We start from the raw sequence: 18,740 nt of genomic DNA on the forward strand, positions 1-18,740 counted from the left end.
CCGACCGGTTCTGCAGGAGTTACGCCTCCCGCAACCCCTCGTACGCGGCATCCACGGACCCGCACCCGCATCCCCTCCGTCATGCCCCCGATCAGCCGCACAACTCCGGCACAACAACCCCGGCACGACCCGGATGCCAAGGCACCAACCGGTTCTGCAGGAGTTGCGCCTGCCGCCGTAACCCCTCGCGCGCGGCGTGGCAAGGCCGCTGTCGCGACGGGAACCCCCGCGTAGCGTCGCGGTCATGAGCGACTTCACTCCCCGTCACGCGATCGTCACCGGTTCGGACTCGGGCATCGGCGCCGCCACCGCCCTCGCGCTCGCCGAGGCCGGTATGGACGTGGCCATCACGTACCACAGCGACAAGGACGGCGCCGAGGAGACGGCCGAGGGCGTCCGAGCACGAGGCGGCCGCGCGATCGTCGCGCAGTTCGACGCGACCGATTTCGCCTCTGTGCCCGGCGCGGTGAACGCCATGGCCGACGACCTCGGCGGGCTGGACGTCTTCGTCAACAACGCCGGTGGCGGCATCGGCGGACCGTTCCTCGACCTCGACCTCGACACCTGGCGCACCGACATCGCGCTGAACCTCGACGGCGCCTTCCTCGCCCTGCACACGGCCGCCCGGCGGATGGTGAAGGCCGGCAACGGCGGACGCCTCATCGCGGTGTCGAGCGTGCACGAGCACCAGCCGCGCGTCGGGTCGGCGCCGTACGTCGCGGCCAAGCACGGCCTCGGCGGGCTCATCAAGACCATGGCGCTCGAACTCGGGCAGTACGGCATCACCGCGAACGCCGTCGCGCCGGGCGAGATCGCCACGCCCATCAACGACATGGACCCCGAGGATGCCGACCGCGTCCACCGTCCCGGCATCCCGCTCGGCCGCCCCGGAAAGCCGACCGAGATCGCCGACGTCATCCGGTTCCTGGCTTCGCCGTCGGGGTCGTACGTCACGGGTGCGAGCTGGGTCGTCGACGGCGGGATGCTGCAGATGGGCCCGCAGGCGGGATCGCACATGGAGTCGGACGCGTGGCGTTCGGCCGGAGAGTGAGGACGCGATGAGCGACGAGAAGAGCTTCGAAGAGAACCGTCACGACCAGCTGACCAGCGCCCCGAAGGCGACGGAAGAGGATGCCGCGCCGCGCTTCGATGTCACGAAGCACGACGGTGTCACCCGCATCGACGTGCGCGACGACGCCGCTGTGCGTCCGGGTCCCGGGCAGGGCGATCCCGCCGCCGAGAGAGACGAGCCTGTTTCGGGCGACTGACGCTCAGACCAGCAGGTAACCGCGCCGGTCGACGCCGCCGATGCGGAGACCGGATGCCAGGTGCTCCCGCAGCGCGTCACGCACGCGGTACCGCCACTCGGCGGCGGCCGTCGGGTCGCTGCGGCGGAGCGTCTCGACGTCATCGGGGATCTCGACGATCGCGCGCACCTCGTCGTCGCGGGGCGTCGGCGACGGCGGCTCGGCCACGGCCCACGACACCATCAGCCGGTCGGACTCGTCGCCGCGGTTGACGTCGTCCGGCATCTCGCCGTACTGATTCACCAGGTATTCGGTCGCGCGGGCGCCGAGGATCGCGAGGTTGAAGTGGGCGTTGCGGCGGATGAGCGGATCGAACGTCCAGGTGATGCGTCCGATCCCCCGCTCCAGCGCCCACTCGCGCTGATGCGCCTTGAGCTGCCGTCCGAGCCCGCGCCCCTGGTACCCGGGCAGGATGCCGGTGATGTGCGAGTGCATCGTGCGCTCAGCGGGCGGCCCGAAGAACGCCGCGGACGCGCCGATGATCTCGTCGCCGTCGTACAGCCCGACCACGTAGTTGCCGGAGTGCTCGAGCGCCCGCAGGATGTTCGACGGCATCGTCGCGCGATCGCCGACCCACACCTCGTCGAACAGCCGGGACCCGGCCTCGATCGCCTCCAGGGTGTCCAGCGGGCGGATGTCGATGCCGGTCGTGCTCATGCGTCGAGTCTGGCACCCGGGATGCCGTCCCGCCGTGCCGCTCGTCGCGTCAGCGCGGCAGCACTCCCCCGACATGGCGGATCGTGCGTCCGCGCTCGACGACGATCGCGATGCCCCCGACCAGCCACAGCGGCACCTGGGTGAGGAACGCCCAGCGGAAGGCATCCAGGGAGTACGTCTCGGGGGTGCCGGCGCCCTGGACGTCCATCGCGACTCCGATGAAGAGGATCGCGAGGAGTGCGGCGAGGAATCCGCCACCGTTGACGATGCCGGTCGCCGTGCTGAGGCGGTGACTCGGAGTGAACGTGCGCGCGTGGTCGAACGCGATCATCGAGGCCGGACCACCGGTGGACAGCGCGAACATCAGCACCACCAGAAGCCACAGGGGCGCCTGCCCCGGCCAGACGATCACGACGATCCAGACGACGGCTTGGAACACGACCGTGGGAAGCACCAGCCATCGGGAGCGTCGAGATGGATGCCGGCTCGACAGTGCCCCGATCACCGGACCGCTCAGGATGCTGAACAGCACCAGGGACGTCATCACGAGCGACGCCGTCGGCGGGGCGAGGCCCTCACCCGTGGTCAGGAACGGGAACCCCCACAGCAGCATGAACGCGGTGCCGGCGAACGGCGTGGTGAAGTGCGACCAGAACCCGAGTCGCGTGCCCGGGTGCGCCCACGACTCGCGGAATCCCTGCCGCAGATCGGCGGACGATTTCACGACGCGGATCGCTCCGGTCTGCGTGTCGACCGACGTGTCGACGGGGTCGTCCCGCCGTTCGGGCGGGCGATTGCGGATGATCGCGTACGTCAGCACCGCGAACAGCACGCCAAGTCCCGCAACGCTGCCGAACGCGACGCTCCAGCTCGTGGCGTGCAGCAGGGCGGCCAGCGGCACGACGGCGACGATCTGACCGAGCTGGCCGATGATGCCGGTGAGCTGCACGAGCACCGGGGCGCGCTGCGCCGGGAACCACGTCGCGATGACGCGCAGCACGCTCGGGAAGATCATCGCGTCGCCCGCCCCGATGAGAACGCGGGCCAGGATGCCGATCCCCACCGCATCGGCGAAGGCCATCACCAGCTGACCCGCCGCCATCAGCACCATGCCGATCGCGATCATGGGCCGCGCGCCGTAGCGGTCCAGCAGCAGGCCGACGGGGATCTGCATCGCGCCGTACACGAACAGCTGGATGACGGCGAACATCGACAACGCCGACGCGTCCGCCTGGAAGCGCGTCGCGGCATCCACACCGACCGCTGACAGCGACGTGCGGTTGATGATCGAGACGACGTACGCCAACACCCCGACCACCCACAGCGTCCACGTGCGCCAGCCGGGGCGTTCGAGGGTGCTGATCACGGCGAGTCCTGGGGGAGAGAGGGACGGATGCCACGGGAGGCGGCATCCCCCAGGCTAGCCGTGGGCACCGACACGGCGGGTCGATGCGACCTCGGTCGACGCCCCGCTCGCCTCAGTCCTCGGCGAGGACGTCGGACATTCCGGCGCGGACCGCGGCGAGGTGCTGCGTCAGCGGGGCACCTGCGTCGTCCGCCAGCCATTGCTCGAGCGCGATCTGCAGCAGCTCGACCGCGACTCCCGCGGTGACGCGCGCCGCGAAAGGATCGGCGCCGCGGGCGATGTATCCGTCGCGCAGGGCGTCACGGAGGTCGGCCTGCTTCTGGAGGTCGCGCTCGCGCAGCGCCGGCTCGGACTCGATGAAGCGGCGAGCGGCCTGCATCTGCGCGCGCCGCGGCTCGAACCGCTCGGCGGCGAGGCGGTGGAAACCCTCCCAGGCGATGGCGAACGGTGTCGCACCAGCGGGCGCGGCGGCGACCGCAGCCGCGGCGAGCGCGGGGATCTCGTCGTCGCCGAAGAACACCTCGCGCTTGTCGCTGAAATGCCGGAAGAACGTGCGACGCGTGAGTCCGGCCCGTTCGACGATGGCGGGCACCGTGGTCGCGTCGAAACCTCGCTCGGCGAAGAGTTCGAGCGCTGCGGAGCGGAGCCGCTCCCTCGTGTCCGGTGCCCACCTCGCCATGTCGACGAGCATAAGTGATGACTCGCAGTGTCATCGATGGACTACAGTGAAGACACTCAGTGTCATCACGCGTGGGAGGCATCCATGTCCGTTCACTCCGCCGCCGTGCTGCCCGCCCCGCGCGCGCCGCTCGACGTGGTCAGCGCGACCGTCCCGCAGCCGGCCGCCGACGAGATCCTCGTGCGGGTGCGCGCCGTGGGGATCAACCCCGTCGACTGGGTCATCCAGGGCACGAGCCGGGTCACGTACCGCTGGCTGCGGACCCCCGCGGTCCTCGGGTCCGACGTCGCCGGCGAGGTCGTCGCGGTCGGCTCGGGCGTGACGCGGTTCCGCGTCGGCCAACGCGTGTTCGGTCTCGCCACCGGAACCGACCGCGGCCGCGATCCCCTGCGCGAAGGCGCGTTCCAGGAGTACACGGTCCTGCTCGAACGCCTCGCCGCCCCCCTCCCCGACGCGCTGTCCGACGAGCAGGCCGCCGTCTTCCCACTCGGCGTGTCGACCGCCGCCTGCGCGCTGTTCCAGCCCGCCCACCTGGGACTCCGGATGCCGACCGGCGAGACGGCGGACGGTCAGGGCGGCGTCGTGGTGGTGTGGGGCGGATCGACCAGCGTCGGGATGAACGCCATCCAGCTCGCCCGCGCCGCGGGGTACGACGTCGTCTCCACGGCCTCGCCGCGCAATGCTCCGACCGTCCGGTCCCTCGGCGCCGACGCGGTGGTCGACTACCGCGCTGCGACCGCCGTCGACGACCTCGTCGCCGCGATCGGAGGCCGCCCGGTCGTCGGCGCGGTCGCCCTCGGCGCGGGTTCGACCGACGCGTGCATCGAGGTCCTCCGTCGCACCGGCGGCACGCGGCTGGCCATGGCGAGCACGCCCGTGTCCCTCGCGGAGCTCGTCGGTCGGCGGCACCTCTTCCCCGCGATGCTCCCCGTCTTCACGCGCATCGGTCTGACCACGGTCCGGTCGACACTCCGCGCCCGACGCGCCGGCATCCGGGCGGGGTTCGTGTGGGGCAGCAGCCTGCGCGACGACGAGGTCGGACCGACGCTGTGGGGTGCGGTGATCCCGCGCGCGCTCGCCGACGGGAGCCTCCGCCCGATGCCGGAACCGCTCGTCGTCGGTGAGGGCCTCGCGGAGATCCAGGGCGCGCTCGACCGTCAGCGGGCCGGGGTCTCGGCATCCAAGCTGGTCGTCCGCGTGTAGCTCGCGGGCCGCGTGCCGTTCAGCGGGGTGGGGCGGGGGCGAGGGTGTGCAGGTCACCGCAGACACCATCCGATGCCACACGGCGCAATGCGGATCGTCGTTCCGCGGCATCCGGGAGTAGGTTCGCACCGATCGACCGGAGGACCGTATGAGCATTCAGACCACCACCGCCGGCAGCCTTCCCCGGACGGATGCCCTCATCGCCGCGAACGCCGCACGCACGTTCGCCGAGGACGGCTTCACCTTCGCCCCGGGGGACGCCGCCTTCGACGCGCTCGTGGACGACGCGGTCGCCGACGTCGTTCGGCGGCAGCGCGAGGCGGGCATCACGCTCGTCGGCGACGGCGAGTTCGGCAAGGCCATGTCGAACGCCGTCGACTACGGCGCCTGGTGGTCGTACTCGTTCCAGCGGGTTAGCGGCCTCTCGCTCACCGAGGTCAACGCCTTCAACGAGCAGCCGGTGCGCTCCGGACCGGGCCACGTGCGCCTGACGTCGTTCGCCGACCGCCGCGACCGCGAGCTGTTCGCGGAGGCGTACACGAGCCCCGACAGCGGTATCGCGACCGGCAAGGTCGCCACCGCCTTTCCCACCACGACCGGCCCGATCGCGTACCGCGGCGCCTCCGCCGTCGCGTCGGACATCCAGCACCTCACCGCGGCGCTCGGCGAGGGCGAGACGGGGTTCCTCACCGCGATCGCCCCGGGCAGCGCTGCGCGCGTGCGCAACGAGTACTACACCACCGACGAGGAGCACCTGTTCGCGTGGGCGGACGCTCTGCGCGAGGAGTACCGCGCGATCGTCGACGCGGGGCTCATCCTGCAGCTCGACGACCCGTCGCTCGCCGAGAGCTGGGACCAGATCAACCCGGCCCCCTCGGTCGCCGACTACGTCGCGTTCACCCGCACGCGGGTCGAGGCCCTGAACCACGCTCTCGCGGGAATCCCCCGCGACCGCGTCCGCCTCCACCTGTGCTGGGGCTCGTGGCACGGTCCCCACGTGACCGACATCGAGCTCCGCGACATCCTGCCGGTCGTGCTCGAGGCGAACGTGGGACAGATCTCCTTCGAGGCGGCGAACGCGCGGCACGAGCACGAGTGGACGGTGTGGGCGGATGCCGACATCCCCGACGACCTGATCCTCGCCCCGGGCGTGGTGGGACACGCCACCAACGTCGTGGAGCACCCCGACCTGGTGGCCCAGCGGATCGAGCGCTTCGCCGGGATCGTCGGCGCCGACCGTGTCATCGCCTCGACCGACTGCGGCCTCGGCGGGCGCGTGCACCCGCAGATCGCCTGGGCGAAGCTCGAGGCCCTCGGCGAGGGTGCCCGCCGGGCGGCCGCGCGCGTCTGACGCCGGGTTCGGAGCGGTCGCGTCGGTCCCGGGCGCTGCGAATGGCCCGGGGGCGATGCCCGGCCCGCGCGGCCGCCCGTGGCCTCGGGGGCGATGCCAGGCCCCGAACCGACGGGCGTGTCCGCGGTGGCCGCCCGGGCACGGCAGAATGGTTCGATGGTCTCCGCGAGCCCCCACCTGCAGCCCGATCACGCGTGCCTCATCGTCCACGGCAGCGACACCCCCGGGATCATCGCCGCGGTCTCGGCTCTCATCGCTCGCCAGGGCGGCAACATCGTCGCCTTCGACCAGTACTCCGACGGCACCCGCGGCGGGGCGTACTTCCAGCGGGTGGTCTTCCACCGCCCCGATCTCGCGGCATCCCTGCCCGAGATCGAGGCCGACCTCGATCGCACGCTCAGCGACGGCTTCGACCTGGAGTGGAAGCTCACCGACCTGTCCACGCCGAAGCGCATGGCCATCCTCGCCTCCAAGCAGGACCACTGCCTGCTCGACCTGCTCTGGCGCCACCGCCGCGGCGACCTCCCGGTCAGCGTGCCGATGGTCGTGTCGAACCACACCACCTCTGCCGAGGACGTCCGCTCGTTCGGCGTGCCGTTCTTCCACGTCCCGTCGACGCCGGGTCCCGACAAGTCGGCATCCGAAGCACGCATCCTGGAACTGCTCGTCGGCAACGTCGACTTCGTCGTGCTCGCCCGCTACATGCAGATCCTCTCGCCCGACTTCCTCGAGAAGATCGGGGTCCCGGTGATCAACATCCACCACTCGTTCCTGCCCGCCTTCATCGGGGCGGAGCCGTACAAGAAGGCCAAGGAGCGCGGCGTCAAGCTCATCGGCGCGACCTCGCACTACGTCACGAGCGACCTCGACGAGGGCCCGATCATCGAGCAGGACACCATCCGCGTCACCCACGCCGACTCGGCCGCCGAGCTCGCCCGTCGCGGCGCCGACGTCGAACGTCAGGTGCTCTCCCGGGCCGTGCTGTGGCACGCCGAGGATCGCATCATCCGCCACGGCAACCACACGATCGTGTTCACGTCCTGACGCGCTGCCCCACCCCGGGGCGCGTGGCGTGCGGAGCGTGACGCTTCGTCGCAGAACACGGGCCCGTCAGAACACGTACTCCATCAGCTCCACACCGAGGACGCGGAACGCGTCGTGCGCGCGGAGACGGTGCGCGATCGAGAGATCGTCGAAGTTCACGATGAGCGCGTAGGCGACGCCGGCGCGGGGGCCGCCGAGCACGCCGGCCTCGGCGCGCACGCCCTCGGAACGCCCGGTCTTGTTGACGAAGAGCAGCCCGTGACGATCGTTCTCGTGCGCGAACGGATCGAGACCGGTCGCGGATGCCACGAGCGACAGGTCGTGGTTCAGGCTCAGCCACTCGGCCACCTGGGCGCTCACGCCCGGCGACACCACCGTCGAGTTGACCAGACCTGCGAACACCGCCGCCATCTCGCGCGCGGTGGACAGCGCGACGTGCGGGGCGTCGTCGGGTCCGCGATCATCGCGGAACCGGTCGAGCAGGGCGGTACGGCGCAGCCCGAGCTGCTCGATACGCGAACGAACCGAGGGCAGTCCGACCCGCTGCAGCAGCGCGTTGGCGGCCAGCGCGTCGCCGGCCGAAGCCGCCAGGACCGCCGCGTCCGCCAGGGGGAGCGCGGGGGCCTTCAGGTGCTGCCAGACTCCCCCCGCCGTCGCGCTGTGCACCGTGGCGCGGTCGACGATCTCGAGCGCGTCGACGCGGCCCGCCTCGATCGCGGCCGCCACCTCGATCAGCAGCGGGACGACTCCCAGCCCCCCGACCGGCAGGGTGACGAAGTCATCGCCCTCGAGCACCGCCGAGCCGCCGTCGAGGTCGTCGATGCGCACCGACACCTTCGCCCCGGATGCCGCGAGCTCGTCCAGCGCGCGGAGCGTCGCCGTGAACGACCGGCGTCCCGCCGCGGCGCGCCGAGGCAGGCGACGCGGTCCCTTCCGTGCGGACCCGCGGAGGGCCGGAGCGTCGCGTCGCGACGACTCCACAGGCCCCCCGGCGGGCTCGGGTGCGGCAGGCTCGGGAACCGGTGGCATGCCCACGAGCGTGGCTCCTTCCGGGTCAGAAGAGCAACAAACGCGACCTCACCAAATGGTGACGCGCTGGTCGGCGTCGAGCCACAGGGCGTCCGCCTCGGTGACCTCGAACGCGTCGTAGAACGCGTCGATGTTACGCACGATCTGGTTGCAGCGGAACTCGTTCGGCGAGTGCGGGTCGATCGTCAGCAGCCGGATGGTCTCGGCATCCCGGCCCTTCTGCTGCCAGATCTGCGCCCAACTGAGCAACAGCCTCTGGATGCCGCTGTACCCGTCGACCACGGGGCCGTCGGCCGGCTGGTCCTCGCCGAGCGACAGCCGGTAGGCGCGGATCGCGATGCCCAGGCCCCCGAGGTCGCCGATGTTCTCGCCGATCGTGAGGGCGCCGTTGACGTGGTGCTCCTCGCTCAGCCCCTGGGGAACGAGCGCCTCGTACTGGGCGATGAGCGCCTTGGTGCGCTCCTCGAACGCCGAGCGATCGGCATCCGTCCACCAGTCGCGCAGCGACCCGTCGCCGTCGAACCGGCTCCCCTGGTCGTCGAACCCGTGCCCGATCTCGTGGCCGATGACCGCACCGATACCGCCGTAGTTGGCGGCCGCATCGCGCTCGGCGTCGAAGAAGGGGTACTGCAGGATCGCCGCGGGGAACACGATCTCGTTCATGAGCGGGTTGTAGTACGCGTTGACGGTCTGCGGCGTCATGTACCACTCGTCCCGGTCGATCGGCTGGCCGACCTTCGCGAGCTGACGGTCGTGCTCCCAGACGTGCGCGCGGCGGACGTTGCCGACGAGATCGGCCGCGTCGATCTCGAGCGCGGAGTAGTCCTTCCAGCGCACCGGGTAGCCGATCTTCGGCGTGAAGGCGTCGAGCTTGGCGAGGGCACGCTCGCGGGTCTCGGGCGTCATCCACTCCAGCGACTGGATCGACTCGCGGTACGCCTCGATGAGGTTGCGCACGAGCACGTCCATGGCATCCTTCGCCGCGGGCGGGAAGTGACGCTCGACGTACACCTTGCCGACGGCCTCGCCGAGCGCCGCCTCGACCAGGCCGACGCCGCGCTTCCACCGCTCGCGGTTGACCGGCACACCGGTGAGCTGCGTGCCGTAGAACGCGAAGTTCTCGGCCACGAACTCCTCCGACAGGAACGCCGCGGCGGAGTGCACGACGGCGAACCGCAGCCACGCCTTCCAGTCCTCGAGACGGTCCTCGACGAGCAGCCCGCCGAGCGACTCGACGAAGCTCGGCTGGTACACCACGACCTCGGCGAAGGCGTCCTCGTGTCCGGGGGCCACACCCGTGCGCCACGGCACGAGATCGAGGCCGGCGAGACCGACCATCTCGTCCCACGTGCGCAGGTTGTACGTCTTCACCGCGTCACGGCTGTCCTCGCGCGACCAGTGGTGCGTCGCGAGCTCGGTCTCGAGCGCGAAGACGCGGTCGGCGGATGCCTCGGGCTCGGCGACCCCGGCCAGGCCGAACATGCGCTCGATGTGCGCGCGGTACGCGGCGCGCGTCTCGGCGAAGTTGTCGAGGCGGTAGTAGCTCTCGTCGGGGAGCGACAGACCGCCCTGGTAGATCACCGGCACGTAACGGGTGGGGTCGCCCGGATCGGGCTCGACGAAGAGCGTGAGCAGTCCGCTCACGCCGTCGCGCTCGAGCTCTCCGACGAGCCGGAGGAAGCCGGCGATATCGGACACGTCATCGACGCGCGCGAGCTGGTCGGCCAGCGGCGCCGCGCCCGCCTCTTCGATGCGGGCGGTGTCCATGAAGCTCGCGAACAGGTCGCCGATCTTGCGGGCTTCGCTGCCCGGTTCGGCCTGCTGCGACTCCTCCACGATGGTGCGCACGTCCTTCTCGGCCCGCTCGGCGATGAGATGGAAGCTGCCCCATCGGGCTTTGTCGTCGGGGATCTCTGTGCGCTCGAGCCAGCGGCCGTTCACGTGGCGGAACAGGTCGTCCTGCGGGCGGATCTCGTCGCTCAGTTCTTCGAGCGCGAGACCGGAGCGGGGGGTCTCGGTCATGCAGACAGGATATGTGCCCACGATCCACGACGGCTCCGGATGCCGGGCACACCGGCCGTGTCGGAGGCCCCCCTTAGGCTCGGACGGTGACCATCCCCGTACCGGCGACGCTGAACCGCGCGATCGTGCGGCTGGCCGTGCCGGCGCTGGGCGCCCTCATCGCCGAGCCGCTGTTCCTCATCGTCGACGGCGCCATGGTCGGTCACCTCGGCGTCGCGCCGCTGGCGGGGCTCGGCATCGCCGGCGCGGTGCTGCACACCGTCGTGGGGCTCATGGTCTTCCTCGCCTACGCCACCACCCCCGCCGTCGCCCGCCGGTACGGCGCGGGAGAACCGGGCCGCGCCGTGTCGGTGGGAATCGACGGGATGTGGTTCGCGCTCACGATCGGTGCGGTGCTCGCCCTGGTCGGCGTCCTGGCCACCCCCGCGCTGGTCGACGTGTTCGGAGCCGCCTCCGACGTCGCCGAGAACGCCCGGGTGTACCTGTCGATCTCGATGTGGGGACTCCCGGCGATGCTCGTGGTCTTCGCCGCCACGGGACTGCTGCGCGGCATGCAGGACACGGTGACGCCCCTGTGGATCGCCGGGCTCGGCTTCGGCGTCAACGCGCTGCTCAACGCCCTGTTCATCTACGGCTTCGGCTGGGGCATCGCCGGTTCGGCGGTGGGCACGGTCGTCGCGCAGTGGGGAATGGTGGGCGCGTACGTGGTCATCGCCACGCGCCTCGCCCGGCAGCACGCGGCCTCGCTGCGTCCCGAGGTCGGCGGCCTGCGCGGCACCGCCCGCTCGGGTGGCTGGCTGTTCCTGCGCACCGTGAGCCTTCGGGCGGCGTTCCTCGCGACGGTGGCGGTGGCCACGGGGCTCGGGTCGGCCGAACTCGCCGGATGGCAGATCGCCTTCACGATCTTCTCGACCGCCGCTTTCGCCCTCGACGCCCTGGCGATCGCGGCCCAGGCCCTCGTCGGCAAGTCGCTCGGCGCGGGCGACATCGCCGGCGCACGGCACGTCCTCTCCCGCACGGTGGCGTGGGGGCTGTGGTTCGGCGTCGCCGTCGGAGCGCTGGTGGCCGCGGCATCCGGGGTCCTCGGGCTCGTCTTCACCGGCGATCCCGCGATCGCGGCCCTGATCCAGCCGGCGCTCCTCGTGCTCGCCGTCGCCCAGCCCCTGGCCTCGTTCGTGTTCGTCCTCGACGGGGTGCTCATCGGCGCCGGCGACGCCCGCTACCTCGCGATCGCGGGCCTGCTAAACCTGGTGCCGTACATCCCGGCGCTCGTTCTGGTCGCGCTGTTCGCGGGCGGCGGGCCGGTGGGCCTGGCGTGGCTCGCCGCGGCCTTCTTCGGGGTCTACATGCTGGCGCGGGCCGCGACCCTGGGCCTACGCGTCCGCGGTCGCGCCTGGATGACGGCGGGTTCCTGAACGCACTTCGATGTCCACGCGACTCCCAGGAGGCGCGCGTACGGTGCGGGCATGAGGTCGACACCCCCGGCCCTGGTGGCCCTTCCCGCCCTGCTCCTCCCCGCGCTGCTCCTGCTCGCGGGATGCACCTCGACCGATACGGCGGCACCGACCTCCTCCTCCCCCTCGTCCACGGCGGAGACTCCCTCGCTCTCGCCCTCGGCTCCCTCGCCGGGCGCGACCCTGCCCGACGATGCGACGGGGCTCGAGCAGTGGGCGGCGGCCGCGCTGCCCGAGAACGGGCTGGGCGGCAGCACCGCGGTCGCACGCGGAACCGGCAGCGTCGGACCCGCCGGCGCCAGCGTCGACCTCGACCCGGTCGGCGGGTCGTGGGATGTCGTCGTCGCGTGCGAGAGCACCACCGGGGCGCCCCTCACCGTCGAGATCGACGGCGCCGCGGGAACCACGGCCGACGTCGCCTGCGGGACGCCCGGCGAGACCGGCGCCGCTCCCACGACGATCCGGTGGGATGCCACGGCGGCAGGCACACTGCGCGTGGACTCGACGACCGAGGCGGTGTTCGCCTACGAGGTGCATCCGCGCGCAGGAGGGTGAGTTCGCGCAAAGTTCACACGCTTGACACTCGACATCTCTATCCTGGTCGGATGCGGGGGCATGTGGCGGCAACGCTGATCGTGACCGTCGCGCTGATCCTGGCCATGGCCATCTTCTGCGCGGGCGGTTTCTACTTCGTGGAGTACCAGGAATGGGATGCCGCGTCCGCGGCATTCGTGTACCGGAGCCGACCGTTCTCGGTGGTGGTGCTCGGTGCGTCGGTCGTCGTCAGCGCCGTCGTGCTCTTCGGCGCGGCCCTGATGCTCCTGCGGACCGGTCGCGTCCACGGCTCGCCCGCGGTCGATGAGTGCCCCGCACGCACAGACGTGCACTGATCACGGTGGCTCACGCCCAGCGGCGGCACCACTCGTACATGACGACCGCCGCGGCCGAGGCCGCGTTGATCGACCGCGTCGACCCATACTGGGTGATCTCGATGACGCCCTCGGCCGCGGCGAGCGCTTCGGGGGAGAGCCCGGGCCCCTCCTGACCGAAGAGCAGGACGCAGGACTCGGGTAGGTCGGCACGGTCGACCGGCACGGACCCCGCGACGTTGTCGATCGCGAGAACGGGGAGACCCTGCCCGCGTGCCCACGCCGCGAACGCGGTCACGTCGTCGTGGTGTCGCACGTGCTGATACCGGTCGGTGACCATCGCCCCGCGGCGGTTCCAGCGGCGCTTGCCGATGATGTGCACCTCCGCCGCGAGGAACGCATTGGCGCTGCGGACGATCGAACCGATGTTGAGGTCGTGCTGCCAGTTCTCGATGGCGACGTGGAAGGGGTGCCGCCGCGCATCGAGGTCCGCGACGATCGCCTCCATCGTCCAGTAGCGGTACGCGTCGACGACGTTGCGCCGGTCTCCCTCGGCCAGCAGTTCGCGGTCGTAGCGCGGATCGTCGGGCCACGCGTCGGGTCCCCCGGGCCACGGGCCGACGCCGTGCAGGGGTGTGGGCTCCGTCTTCTCCGGCCCACCGTCCGCCGCGGCACTCTCGCGCCGCACGGGTTCTGCGACGTCGCCGGCCGGGGTCGCTCCCGAGGGTGCGGAGGTCGCGTCGCCGGGGTTCACGGGTCCAGGCTATCCGGCGCCGCACGGCGCGCCGCGGCGCCCGGACCGGGAGGGCTGCGCACGGGGCGCGGGGGCAAGTCGTCGACATCGCCCTGCTCCGCTTTTCGGTAACCCGAAATATCGCTAGGATTTCGGCATGCCGAAAACGATGGATGCCACGATCCCCCGGCGCGGCACGGGGCGGGCGATGTGGCTGCTGGGGCCCGCGCTGGTCGCGGGTGTGGCCTACCTCGACCCGGGGAACGTCGCCAGCAACATGACGGCCGGCGCCGTGTTCGGCTACCTGCTCGTATGGGTGGTCGTGCTCGGCAACGTCATGGCATGGCTCATCCAGTACCTCTCGGCCAAGCTCGGGATCGTGACGGGCGAGAGCCTGCCGCAGGTGCTCGGCAGGCGCATCCGCCGCCCGTGGGCGCGGCGAGCGTACTGGCTGCAGGCCGAACTGGTGGCGATGGCCACCGATGTCGCCGAGGTCATCGGCGGCGCGGTCGCGTTGAACCTGCTGTTCGGCATCCCGCTGCTGTGGGGCGGAGCGATCACGGGCGTCGTCTCGATCGGCCTGCTCGTGGTGCAGTCGCGGCGCGGCGCACGCGCCTTCGAGACGGTGGTCATCGGTCTGCTGCTCATCATCGCCGTCGGCTTCACCGCGGGGCTCTTCTTCGCACCACCCGACCCGGCCGGCGTGGTCGCGGGCCTGGTCCCCCGGTTCGACGGGGCGACGTCGGTGCTGCTGGCCGCCTCGATCCTCGGCGCGACGATCATGCCGCACGCGATCTACGCCCACTCGGCGCTCAGCCGCGACCGTTTCGCTCCCCCGCGACCCAGCCGGCCCGCCGATCTCGAGGCCGCCCGTGGGCTGTCGACGCCCCGACTGCTGCGCGCGACGCGATGGGATGTGACGATCGCCCTCGCGATCGCCGGCACCGTCAACCTCGCCATCCTCCTGCTGGCCGCGGCGAACCTCGCGGGCGTGAGCGGAACCGACAGTCTCGAGGGGGCGTACGCGGCGCTGCGCGACGGACTCGGTCCCGTCGTGGCGACACTGTTCGCGGTGGGACTGCTCGCCAGCGGCTTGGCCTCGACGTCTGTGGGCGCCTACGCGGGCGCCGAGATCATGCACGGGCTGCTGCACATCCGCGTGCCGTTGCTCGTGCGCCGGCTCGTCACCCTGATCCCGGCTCTCCTGATCCTCGGGGCCGGCATCGACCCCACCCTCGCCCTGGTACTCAGCCAGGTGGTGCTGTCGTTCGGCATCCCGTTCGCCCTCATCCCCCTCGTCGCCCTCACCGCACGGCGCGACGTGCTCGGCGCGTACCGCAATCGCGTGCTCACGACGGTCGCGGGGGTGGCGGCGTCGGTCTTCCTCGTCGCGCTCAACACCGTGCTCCTGTGGCTGGTGTTCACCGGCGGTTAGGCTGATCGCGTGGAATCGCCCGTGGCCGACGACTATCTCAAGGCCATCTACCACCACACCGAGTGGCAGGACGACCCCATCACGCCCTCGCAGTTGGCCGGTGTGCTCGGCCTCGCCCCCTCGAGTGTGACCGAGATGGTGAAGAAGCTCGCCGCGCAAGGTCTGGTGAGCCATCGCCCCTACGGCCCTGTGTCTCTCACGCCGGCCGGTGAGCGGCGCGCGGCGTCGGTCATCCGCCGCCACCGTCTGATCGAGACCTGGCTGGTGCGCGAGTTCCGCTACTCGTGGGACGAGGTCCACGACGAGGCAGAGGTGCTCGAGCACTCGCTCAGCGACCGGCTTCTCGAGGGCATCGACGAACGGCTCGGACGCCCGCGGTTCGATCCGCACGGCGATGCGATCCCGGATGCCACCGGCGCGGTGCACCGCGAACCCTTCGTGCTCCTCCAGGACGCGGCATCGGGTCACTCCGGCCGCGTGCTGCGGGTCAGCGACCGCGACCCCGCGCTGCTGCGCGCCCTGGTCGACCGGCGCATCGATGTCGGCCACGAGCTCGAGGTGGTCTCGCGCGACGTGGTGCGCGCAGACGGTGTCGAGGTGACGCTGCCCGAGGGCGCCGGCGGCTCGGTCTGGCTCACCCGCTGAGCTCACCGGCAGGGCGTGTCCACCGCCCTGAGGTGCGAGCCCGCCGATTCAGATCATCGGAGAAGGGTCCGCCGCCGAGACGCCGGGGCGGAAGTAGTGTCGCGCGGTCGGCGGGATCCAGACGGCTGCGACCACGGCGACCGCCGCGAGCAGCGCGACGGCGATCGTCGGGTCGAGCTCGGTGAGCGCCAACGCGAACGCCTGCAGGATCACGAGCACCGTGAGGTAGACGGTCAGCAGGGTCCGAGCCAGCCGGCTGCCGCGGGCGAGCGACGAACCGCCGGCGACAGTGAGCAGGCCCAGCAGGATCGTCGCCGCACCCACGAGCGATACGGGGAGGATGTCTTCGGCATCCATGTCGTAACGGGCGAGGAGCACGAGCACACCGAGGGCGGTGTTCGCGAGCCCGCCGAGGTACACGAGAACCACCGCGACGGTGACCAGGAGCGGTCGTCTGAGCGCGACGACGTTCGTCGCGGCCGCCTCGCCCGCGGCGGATCCCGGGAGCCCGTGGCGCGGTGACCGGGCGGACTCGCGCAGCATCCGCCGCACGAAGCGACGGTGGGCGAACCGCACGATCTCGATCGCGCCCACGGCGGCGATCACGACCCCGGTCACGAGCCACGCGCCGTCCTCCCCGGGGTCCTGCAGCTGGAAGAACTGCCCCAGCGCCGGGATCGTGAAGATCGCCGTGAGGGCGATGAACATTGCCCCGATCACGAGCACCTTCACGCGGGTGACCGGGCGGGAGAGCACCGTCAGCACCCAGATCGCCACGATCGCGAGGATGACCGTCGCTCCCGTCCGGAGCTGTTCCACACCGAGCCCCAGCGACATCGCCGCCCGCGTGTACAGGGTCAACGCCACGGCGATCACCAGCCCCGCCGGGATGGCGAAGCTCAACGAGCGCCGCAGGAAGCCCGGCACGTAGCGTTGGGCGTTCGGCAGCAGCGCGAGGAAGAACGCCGGGATGCCGATGGTGAGGCCGTCGGTGATCGACAACTGCCGCGGCAGGAACGGGAACTCCATGACGAGTGCGCCGAACAGCACGGCGAGCCCCGTCGCGTAGGCCGTCTTGGTGAGGAACAGCATCGAGACGCGCTCGATGTTCGCGATGACCTGACGCCCCTCGGCGACGACCGAGGGAAGGTGCGAGAAGCGCCCGTCCAGCAGCACGAGCCGCGCGACGGCCTTCGTGGCGGCGGCACCGGAGTTCATCGCGATCCCGATGTCGGCGGTCTTGATGGCCAGCGCGTCGTTCACGCCGTCGCCGGTCATCGCCACGACGTGCCCGCGGGCCTGAAGGGCCGTCACCATGCGCTTCTTCTGGTCGGGCGTGACCCGCCCGAACACCGTGTGCTCCTCGAGGATGCGGCCCAGTTCGCCGTCGTCGTCGGGAAGGCCGCGGGCGTCGTACCCCTCGTCGACGTCGAGCCCCACCTCGCGGGCGATCGCCGCGACGGTGCGGGGGTTGTCGCCCGAGATGACGCGCACGGCGACGCCCTGCTCACGGAAGTACGCCAGGGCCTCCGGCGCGTCCGGACGCACCGCCTCGACGAACGTGAGCACCGCCACGGCGACGGCACCGGCAGGAAGACGCTCGGCCGCGACGTCGGCGGCATCCAGCGGGTCGGCCGTATGGGCAAGAACGAGGGTGCGGCGTCCCGACGATGCCAGGCGGGTCACGGCCTCACCGAGCTCCGTCGCCGGGTCCGCCGCGGTGTCGCCGAAGACCATCTCGGGCGCGCCGAGCACCCACGTCCCCGCGGCGCCACCCGCGAACGACACCGCACTCCACTTGCGCGCGGAGGAGAACGGGATGCGCTCGGCGACGCCGAGTGGCGTGGTGACCGGGAACGGGTCACGGAGGCACTGCGCGGTCGCGTTGGCGTCGTCGGCCGCACCGTACCAGGCCAGCGCATCCCGCCAGCCGTCGATCGGCTGCAGCTCGAGCGCGGCGTCGAAACGGATCTCACCGGCCGTCAACGTCCCGGTCTTGTCGAGGCAGATGACGTCGACCCGTGCGAGCCCCTCGACGGCGGGCAACTCGTTGACCAGGACCCTCTTGCTCGCCAGCCGCGCTGCGCCGACCGCGAAGGCGATCGAGGTCATCAGTACCAGGCCCAGCGGGATCATCGCCGTCAGAGCGGCGATGGTGTTGACCACCGCCTGAGACCACGTGCCCTGCTGCCAGGCCCGCACCCATCCGCCCGCGACCATCATCTGCGCGTTGAGCACGAGCAGGCCGATGGGGCCGATGCCCCACCCGACCCACTTCAGGACGCGGTCGATCGAGGTGCGCAGTTCGCTGGAGACGAGCTGGAATCGCTTCGCCTCACTCGCGAACGTGTTCGCGTACGACTCGGCCCCGACGCGCGCGGCGCGGGCCGTCCCCTCACCCGCGACGACGATCGACCCCGACAGCGCTTCGTCACCGGGCCGCTTGTCCACGGCATCCGACTCGCCCGTCAACATCGACTCGTCGATCTGCAGCGCCCGCGACGAGGCCACGACCGCGTCGGCGGGGACCTGATCCCCCGCGCGCAGCACGAGCAGATCGTCGCGGACCACCTCTGCGGGGGCGATCTCGACGTCGACGCCGTCGCGGCGCACGCGCGCACGCGGAGCGTTCAGCAGCGCGAGGCGATCGAGAGCGGCCTTGGCACGGAACTCCTGCACGCACCCGATGACGGCGTTGGAAAGGGCCGCGACACCGAACAGCGCATCCTGCCACCGACCGAGCAGAAGCAGAACGAGGAAGCAGGCACCCACGATCCCGTTGAACAGTGTGAAGACGTTCGCCCGCACGATGTTCCACGCCGATCGGCTGCTGTCTGCGACGAAGGCATTGGCCTGCCCCGCGGCGACCCGCTCGGCGACGGCGGAGGCCGAGAGCCCGCGCACATCGCCGACGTCGGTGCCCTCGACGGTCGTCTGGTCCATGCG

The 18,740-nt window shown here is 71.4% G+C and carries 17 protein-coding genes; 10 read left to right on the plus strand and 7 right to left on the minus strand.

Going from position 1 to position 18,740, the window contains the following annotated elements; all coding sequences use genetic code 11:
- Positions 1–244 precede the first annotated feature (244 nt).
- Together LL239_RS01635 and LL239_RS01640 are read left to right on the plus strand one after the other, a co-directional pair.
- On the plus strand, positions 245–1,051 hold the full coding sequence (locus tag LL239_RS01635) for an SDR family oxidoreductase (RefSeq protein WP_228161693.1): 807 nt from the start codon (positions 245–247) through the stop codon (positions 1,049–1,051).
- A 7-nt stretch (positions 1,052–1,058) separates the two neighbouring features.
- The gene (locus LL239_RS01640) at positions 1,059–1,268 is read left to right on the plus strand and encodes a multidrug transporter (RefSeq protein ID WP_228161694.1); all 210 of its coding nucleotides are present in this window, start codon (positions 1,059–1,061) and stop codon (positions 1,266–1,268) included.
- 3 nt (positions 1,269–1,271) lie between these two features.
- Here LL239_RS01640 and LL239_RS01645 read toward each other — a convergent pair whose 3' ends face one another.
- The 3 genes from LL239_RS01645 to LL239_RS01655 form a co-directional block, all read right to left on the minus strand.
- Positions 1,272–1,964, minus strand: a complete 693-nt coding sequence (locus LL239_RS01645) for a GNAT family N-acetyltransferase (protein WP_228161695.1) — start codon at positions 1,962–1,964, stop codon at positions 1,272–1,274.
- A gap of 49 nt (positions 1,965–2,013) precedes the next feature.
- Positions 2,014–3,330 (minus strand): MFS transporter, encoded by a 1,317-nt coding sequence (locus tag LL239_RS01650; RefSeq protein ID WP_228161696.1) that lies wholly within the window; start codon positions 3,328–3,330, stop codon positions 2,014–2,016.
- Between the two features lie 112 nt (positions 3,331–3,442).
- The gene (locus LL239_RS01655) at positions 3,443–4,009 is read right to left on the minus strand and encodes a TetR family transcriptional regulator (RefSeq protein WP_228161697.1); all 567 of its coding nucleotides are present in this window, start codon (positions 4,007–4,009) and stop codon (positions 3,443–3,445) included.
- Between the two features lie 84 nt (positions 4,010–4,093).
- Here LL239_RS01655 and LL239_RS01660 point away from each other — a divergent pair, with 84 nt between their 5' ends.
- The 3 genes from LL239_RS01660 (at position 4,094) to purU (ending at position 7,607) form a co-directional block, all read left to right on the plus strand.
- A complete protein-coding gene (locus tag LL239_RS01660) occupies positions 4,094–5,212 on the plus strand; it encodes a zinc-binding alcohol dehydrogenase family protein (RefSeq protein WP_228161698.1) in 1,119 nt (372 codons plus the stop codon).
- A gap of 148 nt (positions 5,213–5,360) precedes the next feature.
- Entirely contained in the window at positions 5,361–6,563 is a 1,203-nt protein-coding gene (locus LL239_RS01665; RefSeq protein WP_228161699.1) for a cobalamin-independent methionine synthase II family protein, read from the plus strand.
- Between the two features lie 156 nt (positions 6,564–6,719).
- Complete coding sequence (gene purU, locus LL239_RS01670) at positions 6,720–7,607, plus strand: formyltetrahydrofolate deformylase (protein ID WP_228161700.1); 888 nt, start codon at positions 6,720–6,722, stop codon at positions 7,605–7,607.
- Between the two features lie 66 nt (positions 7,608–7,673).
- Here purU and LL239_RS01675 read toward each other — a convergent pair whose 3' ends face one another.
- Together LL239_RS01675 and LL239_RS01680 are read right to left on the minus strand one after the other, a co-directional pair.
- The gene (locus LL239_RS01675; protein WP_267188770.1) at positions 7,674–8,636 is read right to left on the minus strand and encodes a serine hydrolase; all 963 of its coding nucleotides are present in this window, start codon (positions 8,634–8,636) and stop codon (positions 7,674–7,676) included.
- A gap of 48 nt (positions 8,637–8,684) precedes the next feature.
- On the minus strand, positions 8,685–10,658 hold the full coding sequence (locus LL239_RS01680; RefSeq protein WP_228161702.1) for a M13 family metallopeptidase: 1,974 nt from the start codon (positions 10,656–10,658) through the stop codon (positions 8,685–8,687).
- A 92-nt stretch (positions 10,659–10,750) separates the two neighbouring features.
- Between LL239_RS01680 and LL239_RS01685 the strand changes: the two genes are divergently transcribed.
- The 3 genes from LL239_RS01685 to LL239_RS01695 are packed head-to-tail and all read left to right on the plus strand — an operon-like array spanning position 10,751 to position 13,002.
- On the plus strand, positions 10,751–12,073 hold the full coding sequence (locus tag LL239_RS01685; RefSeq protein ID WP_228161884.1) for an MATE family efflux transporter: 1,323 nt from the start codon (positions 10,751–10,753) through the stop codon (positions 12,071–12,073).
- Positions 12,074–12,124: 51 nt separating this feature from the next.
- Positions 12,125–12,667 carry a hypothetical protein gene (locus LL239_RS01690; protein ID WP_228161703.1) on the plus strand — a complete coding sequence of 181 codons (543 nt, stop codon included), beginning with the start codon at positions 12,125–12,127 and terminating at the stop codon, positions 12,665–12,667.
- Between the two features lie 50 nt (positions 12,668–12,717).
- Positions 12,718–13,002 carry a hypothetical protein gene (locus LL239_RS01695; RefSeq protein WP_228161704.1) on the plus strand — a complete coding sequence of 95 codons (285 nt, stop codon included), beginning with the start codon at positions 12,718–12,720 and terminating at the stop codon, positions 13,000–13,002.
- A gap of 10 nt (positions 13,003–13,012) precedes the next feature.
- Here the strand turns inward: LL239_RS01695 and LL239_RS01700 are convergent, their stop codons facing one another.
- Positions 13,013–13,669, minus strand: a complete 657-nt coding sequence (locus LL239_RS01700; RefSeq protein WP_374197605.1) for a TrmH family RNA methyltransferase — start codon at positions 13,667–13,669, stop codon at positions 13,013–13,015.
- Between the two features lie 202 nt (positions 13,670–13,871).
- On the opposite strand from LL239_RS01700, the gene LL239_RS01705 reads away from it, so the two are divergent.
- The gene (locus LL239_RS01705; RefSeq protein ID WP_228161705.1) at positions 13,872–15,149 is read left to right on the plus strand and encodes an Nramp family divalent metal transporter; all 1,278 of its coding nucleotides are present in this window, start codon (positions 13,872–13,874) and stop codon (positions 15,147–15,149) included.
- Positions 15,150–15,158: 9 nt separating this feature from the next.
- The gene (locus LL239_RS01710; protein ID WP_228161706.1) at positions 15,159–15,794 is read left to right on the plus strand and encodes a metal-dependent transcriptional regulator; all 636 of its coding nucleotides are present in this window, start codon (positions 15,159–15,161) and stop codon (positions 15,792–15,794) included.
- 48 nt (positions 15,795–15,842) lie between these two features.
- Here LL239_RS01710 and LL239_RS01715 read toward each other — a convergent pair whose 3' ends face one another.
- On the minus strand, positions 15,843–18,737 hold the full coding sequence (locus tag LL239_RS01715; protein ID WP_228161707.1) for an HAD-IC family P-type ATPase: 2,895 nt from the start codon (positions 18,735–18,737) through the stop codon (positions 15,843–15,845).
- Positions 18,738–18,740: the final 3 nt, after the last annotated feature.

It is taken from the genome of Microbacterium testaceum, from assembly GCF_020781835.1.
Lineage (GTDB): Bacteria > Actinomycetota > Actinomycetes > Actinomycetales > Microbacteriaceae > Microbacterium > Microbacterium testaceum_H.

What these genes read in the sequence shown, in the direction of transcription:
- LL239_RS01655 (WP_228161697.1), bottom strand. Translation starts at nt 4,009, where the DNA reads ATGGCGAGGTGGGCACCGGACACGAGGGAGCGGCTCCGCTCCGCAGCG.
- LL239_RS01660 (WP_228161698.1), top strand. Translation starts at nt 4,094, where the DNA reads ATGTCCGTTCACTCCGCCGCCGTGCTGCCCGCCCCGCGCGCGCCGCTC.
- LL239_RS01690 (WP_228161703.1), top strand. Translation starts at nt 12,125, where the DNA reads ATGAGGTCGACACCCCCGGCCCTGGTGGCCCTTCCCGCCCTGCTCCTC.
- LL239_RS01705 (WP_228161705.1), top strand. Translation starts at nt 13,872, where the DNA reads ATGCCGAAAACGATGGATGCCACGATCCCCCGGCGCGGCACGGGGCGG.
- LL239_RS01675 (WP_267188770.1), bottom strand. Translation starts at nt 8,636, where the DNA reads ATGCCACCGGTTCCCGAGCCTGCCGCACCCGAGCCCGCCGGGGGGCCT.
- LL239_RS01715 (WP_228161707.1), bottom strand. Translation starts at nt 18,737, where the DNA reads ATGGACCAGACGACCGTCGAGGGCACCGACGTCGGCGATGTGCGCGGG.
- LL239_RS01635 (WP_228161693.1), top strand. Translation starts at nt 245, where the DNA reads ATGAGCGACTTCACTCCCCGTCACGCGATCGTCACCGGTTCGGACTCG.
- LL239_RS01665 (WP_228161699.1), top strand. Translation starts at nt 5,361, where the DNA reads ATGAGCATTCAGACCACCACCGCCGGCAGCCTTCCCCGGACGGATGCC.
- LL239_RS01645 (WP_228161695.1), bottom strand. Translation starts at nt 1,964, where the DNA reads ATGAGCACGACCGGCATCGACATCCGCCCGCTGGACACCCTGGAGGCG.
- LL239_RS01640 (WP_228161694.1), top strand. Translation starts at nt 1,059, where the DNA reads ATGAGCGACGAGAAGAGCTTCGAAGAGAACCGTCACGACCAGCTGACC.
- LL239_RS01695 (WP_228161704.1), top strand. Translation starts at nt 12,718, where the DNA reads ATGCGGGGGCATGTGGCGGCAACGCTGATCGTGACCGTCGCGCTGATC.
- LL239_RS01680 (WP_228161702.1), bottom strand. Translation starts at nt 10,658, where the DNA reads ATGACCGAGACCCCCCGCTCCGGTCTCGCGCTCGAAGAACTGAGCGAC.
- purU (WP_228161700.1), top strand. Translation starts at nt 6,720, where the DNA reads ATGGTCTCCGCGAGCCCCCACCTGCAGCCCGATCACGCGTGCCTCATC.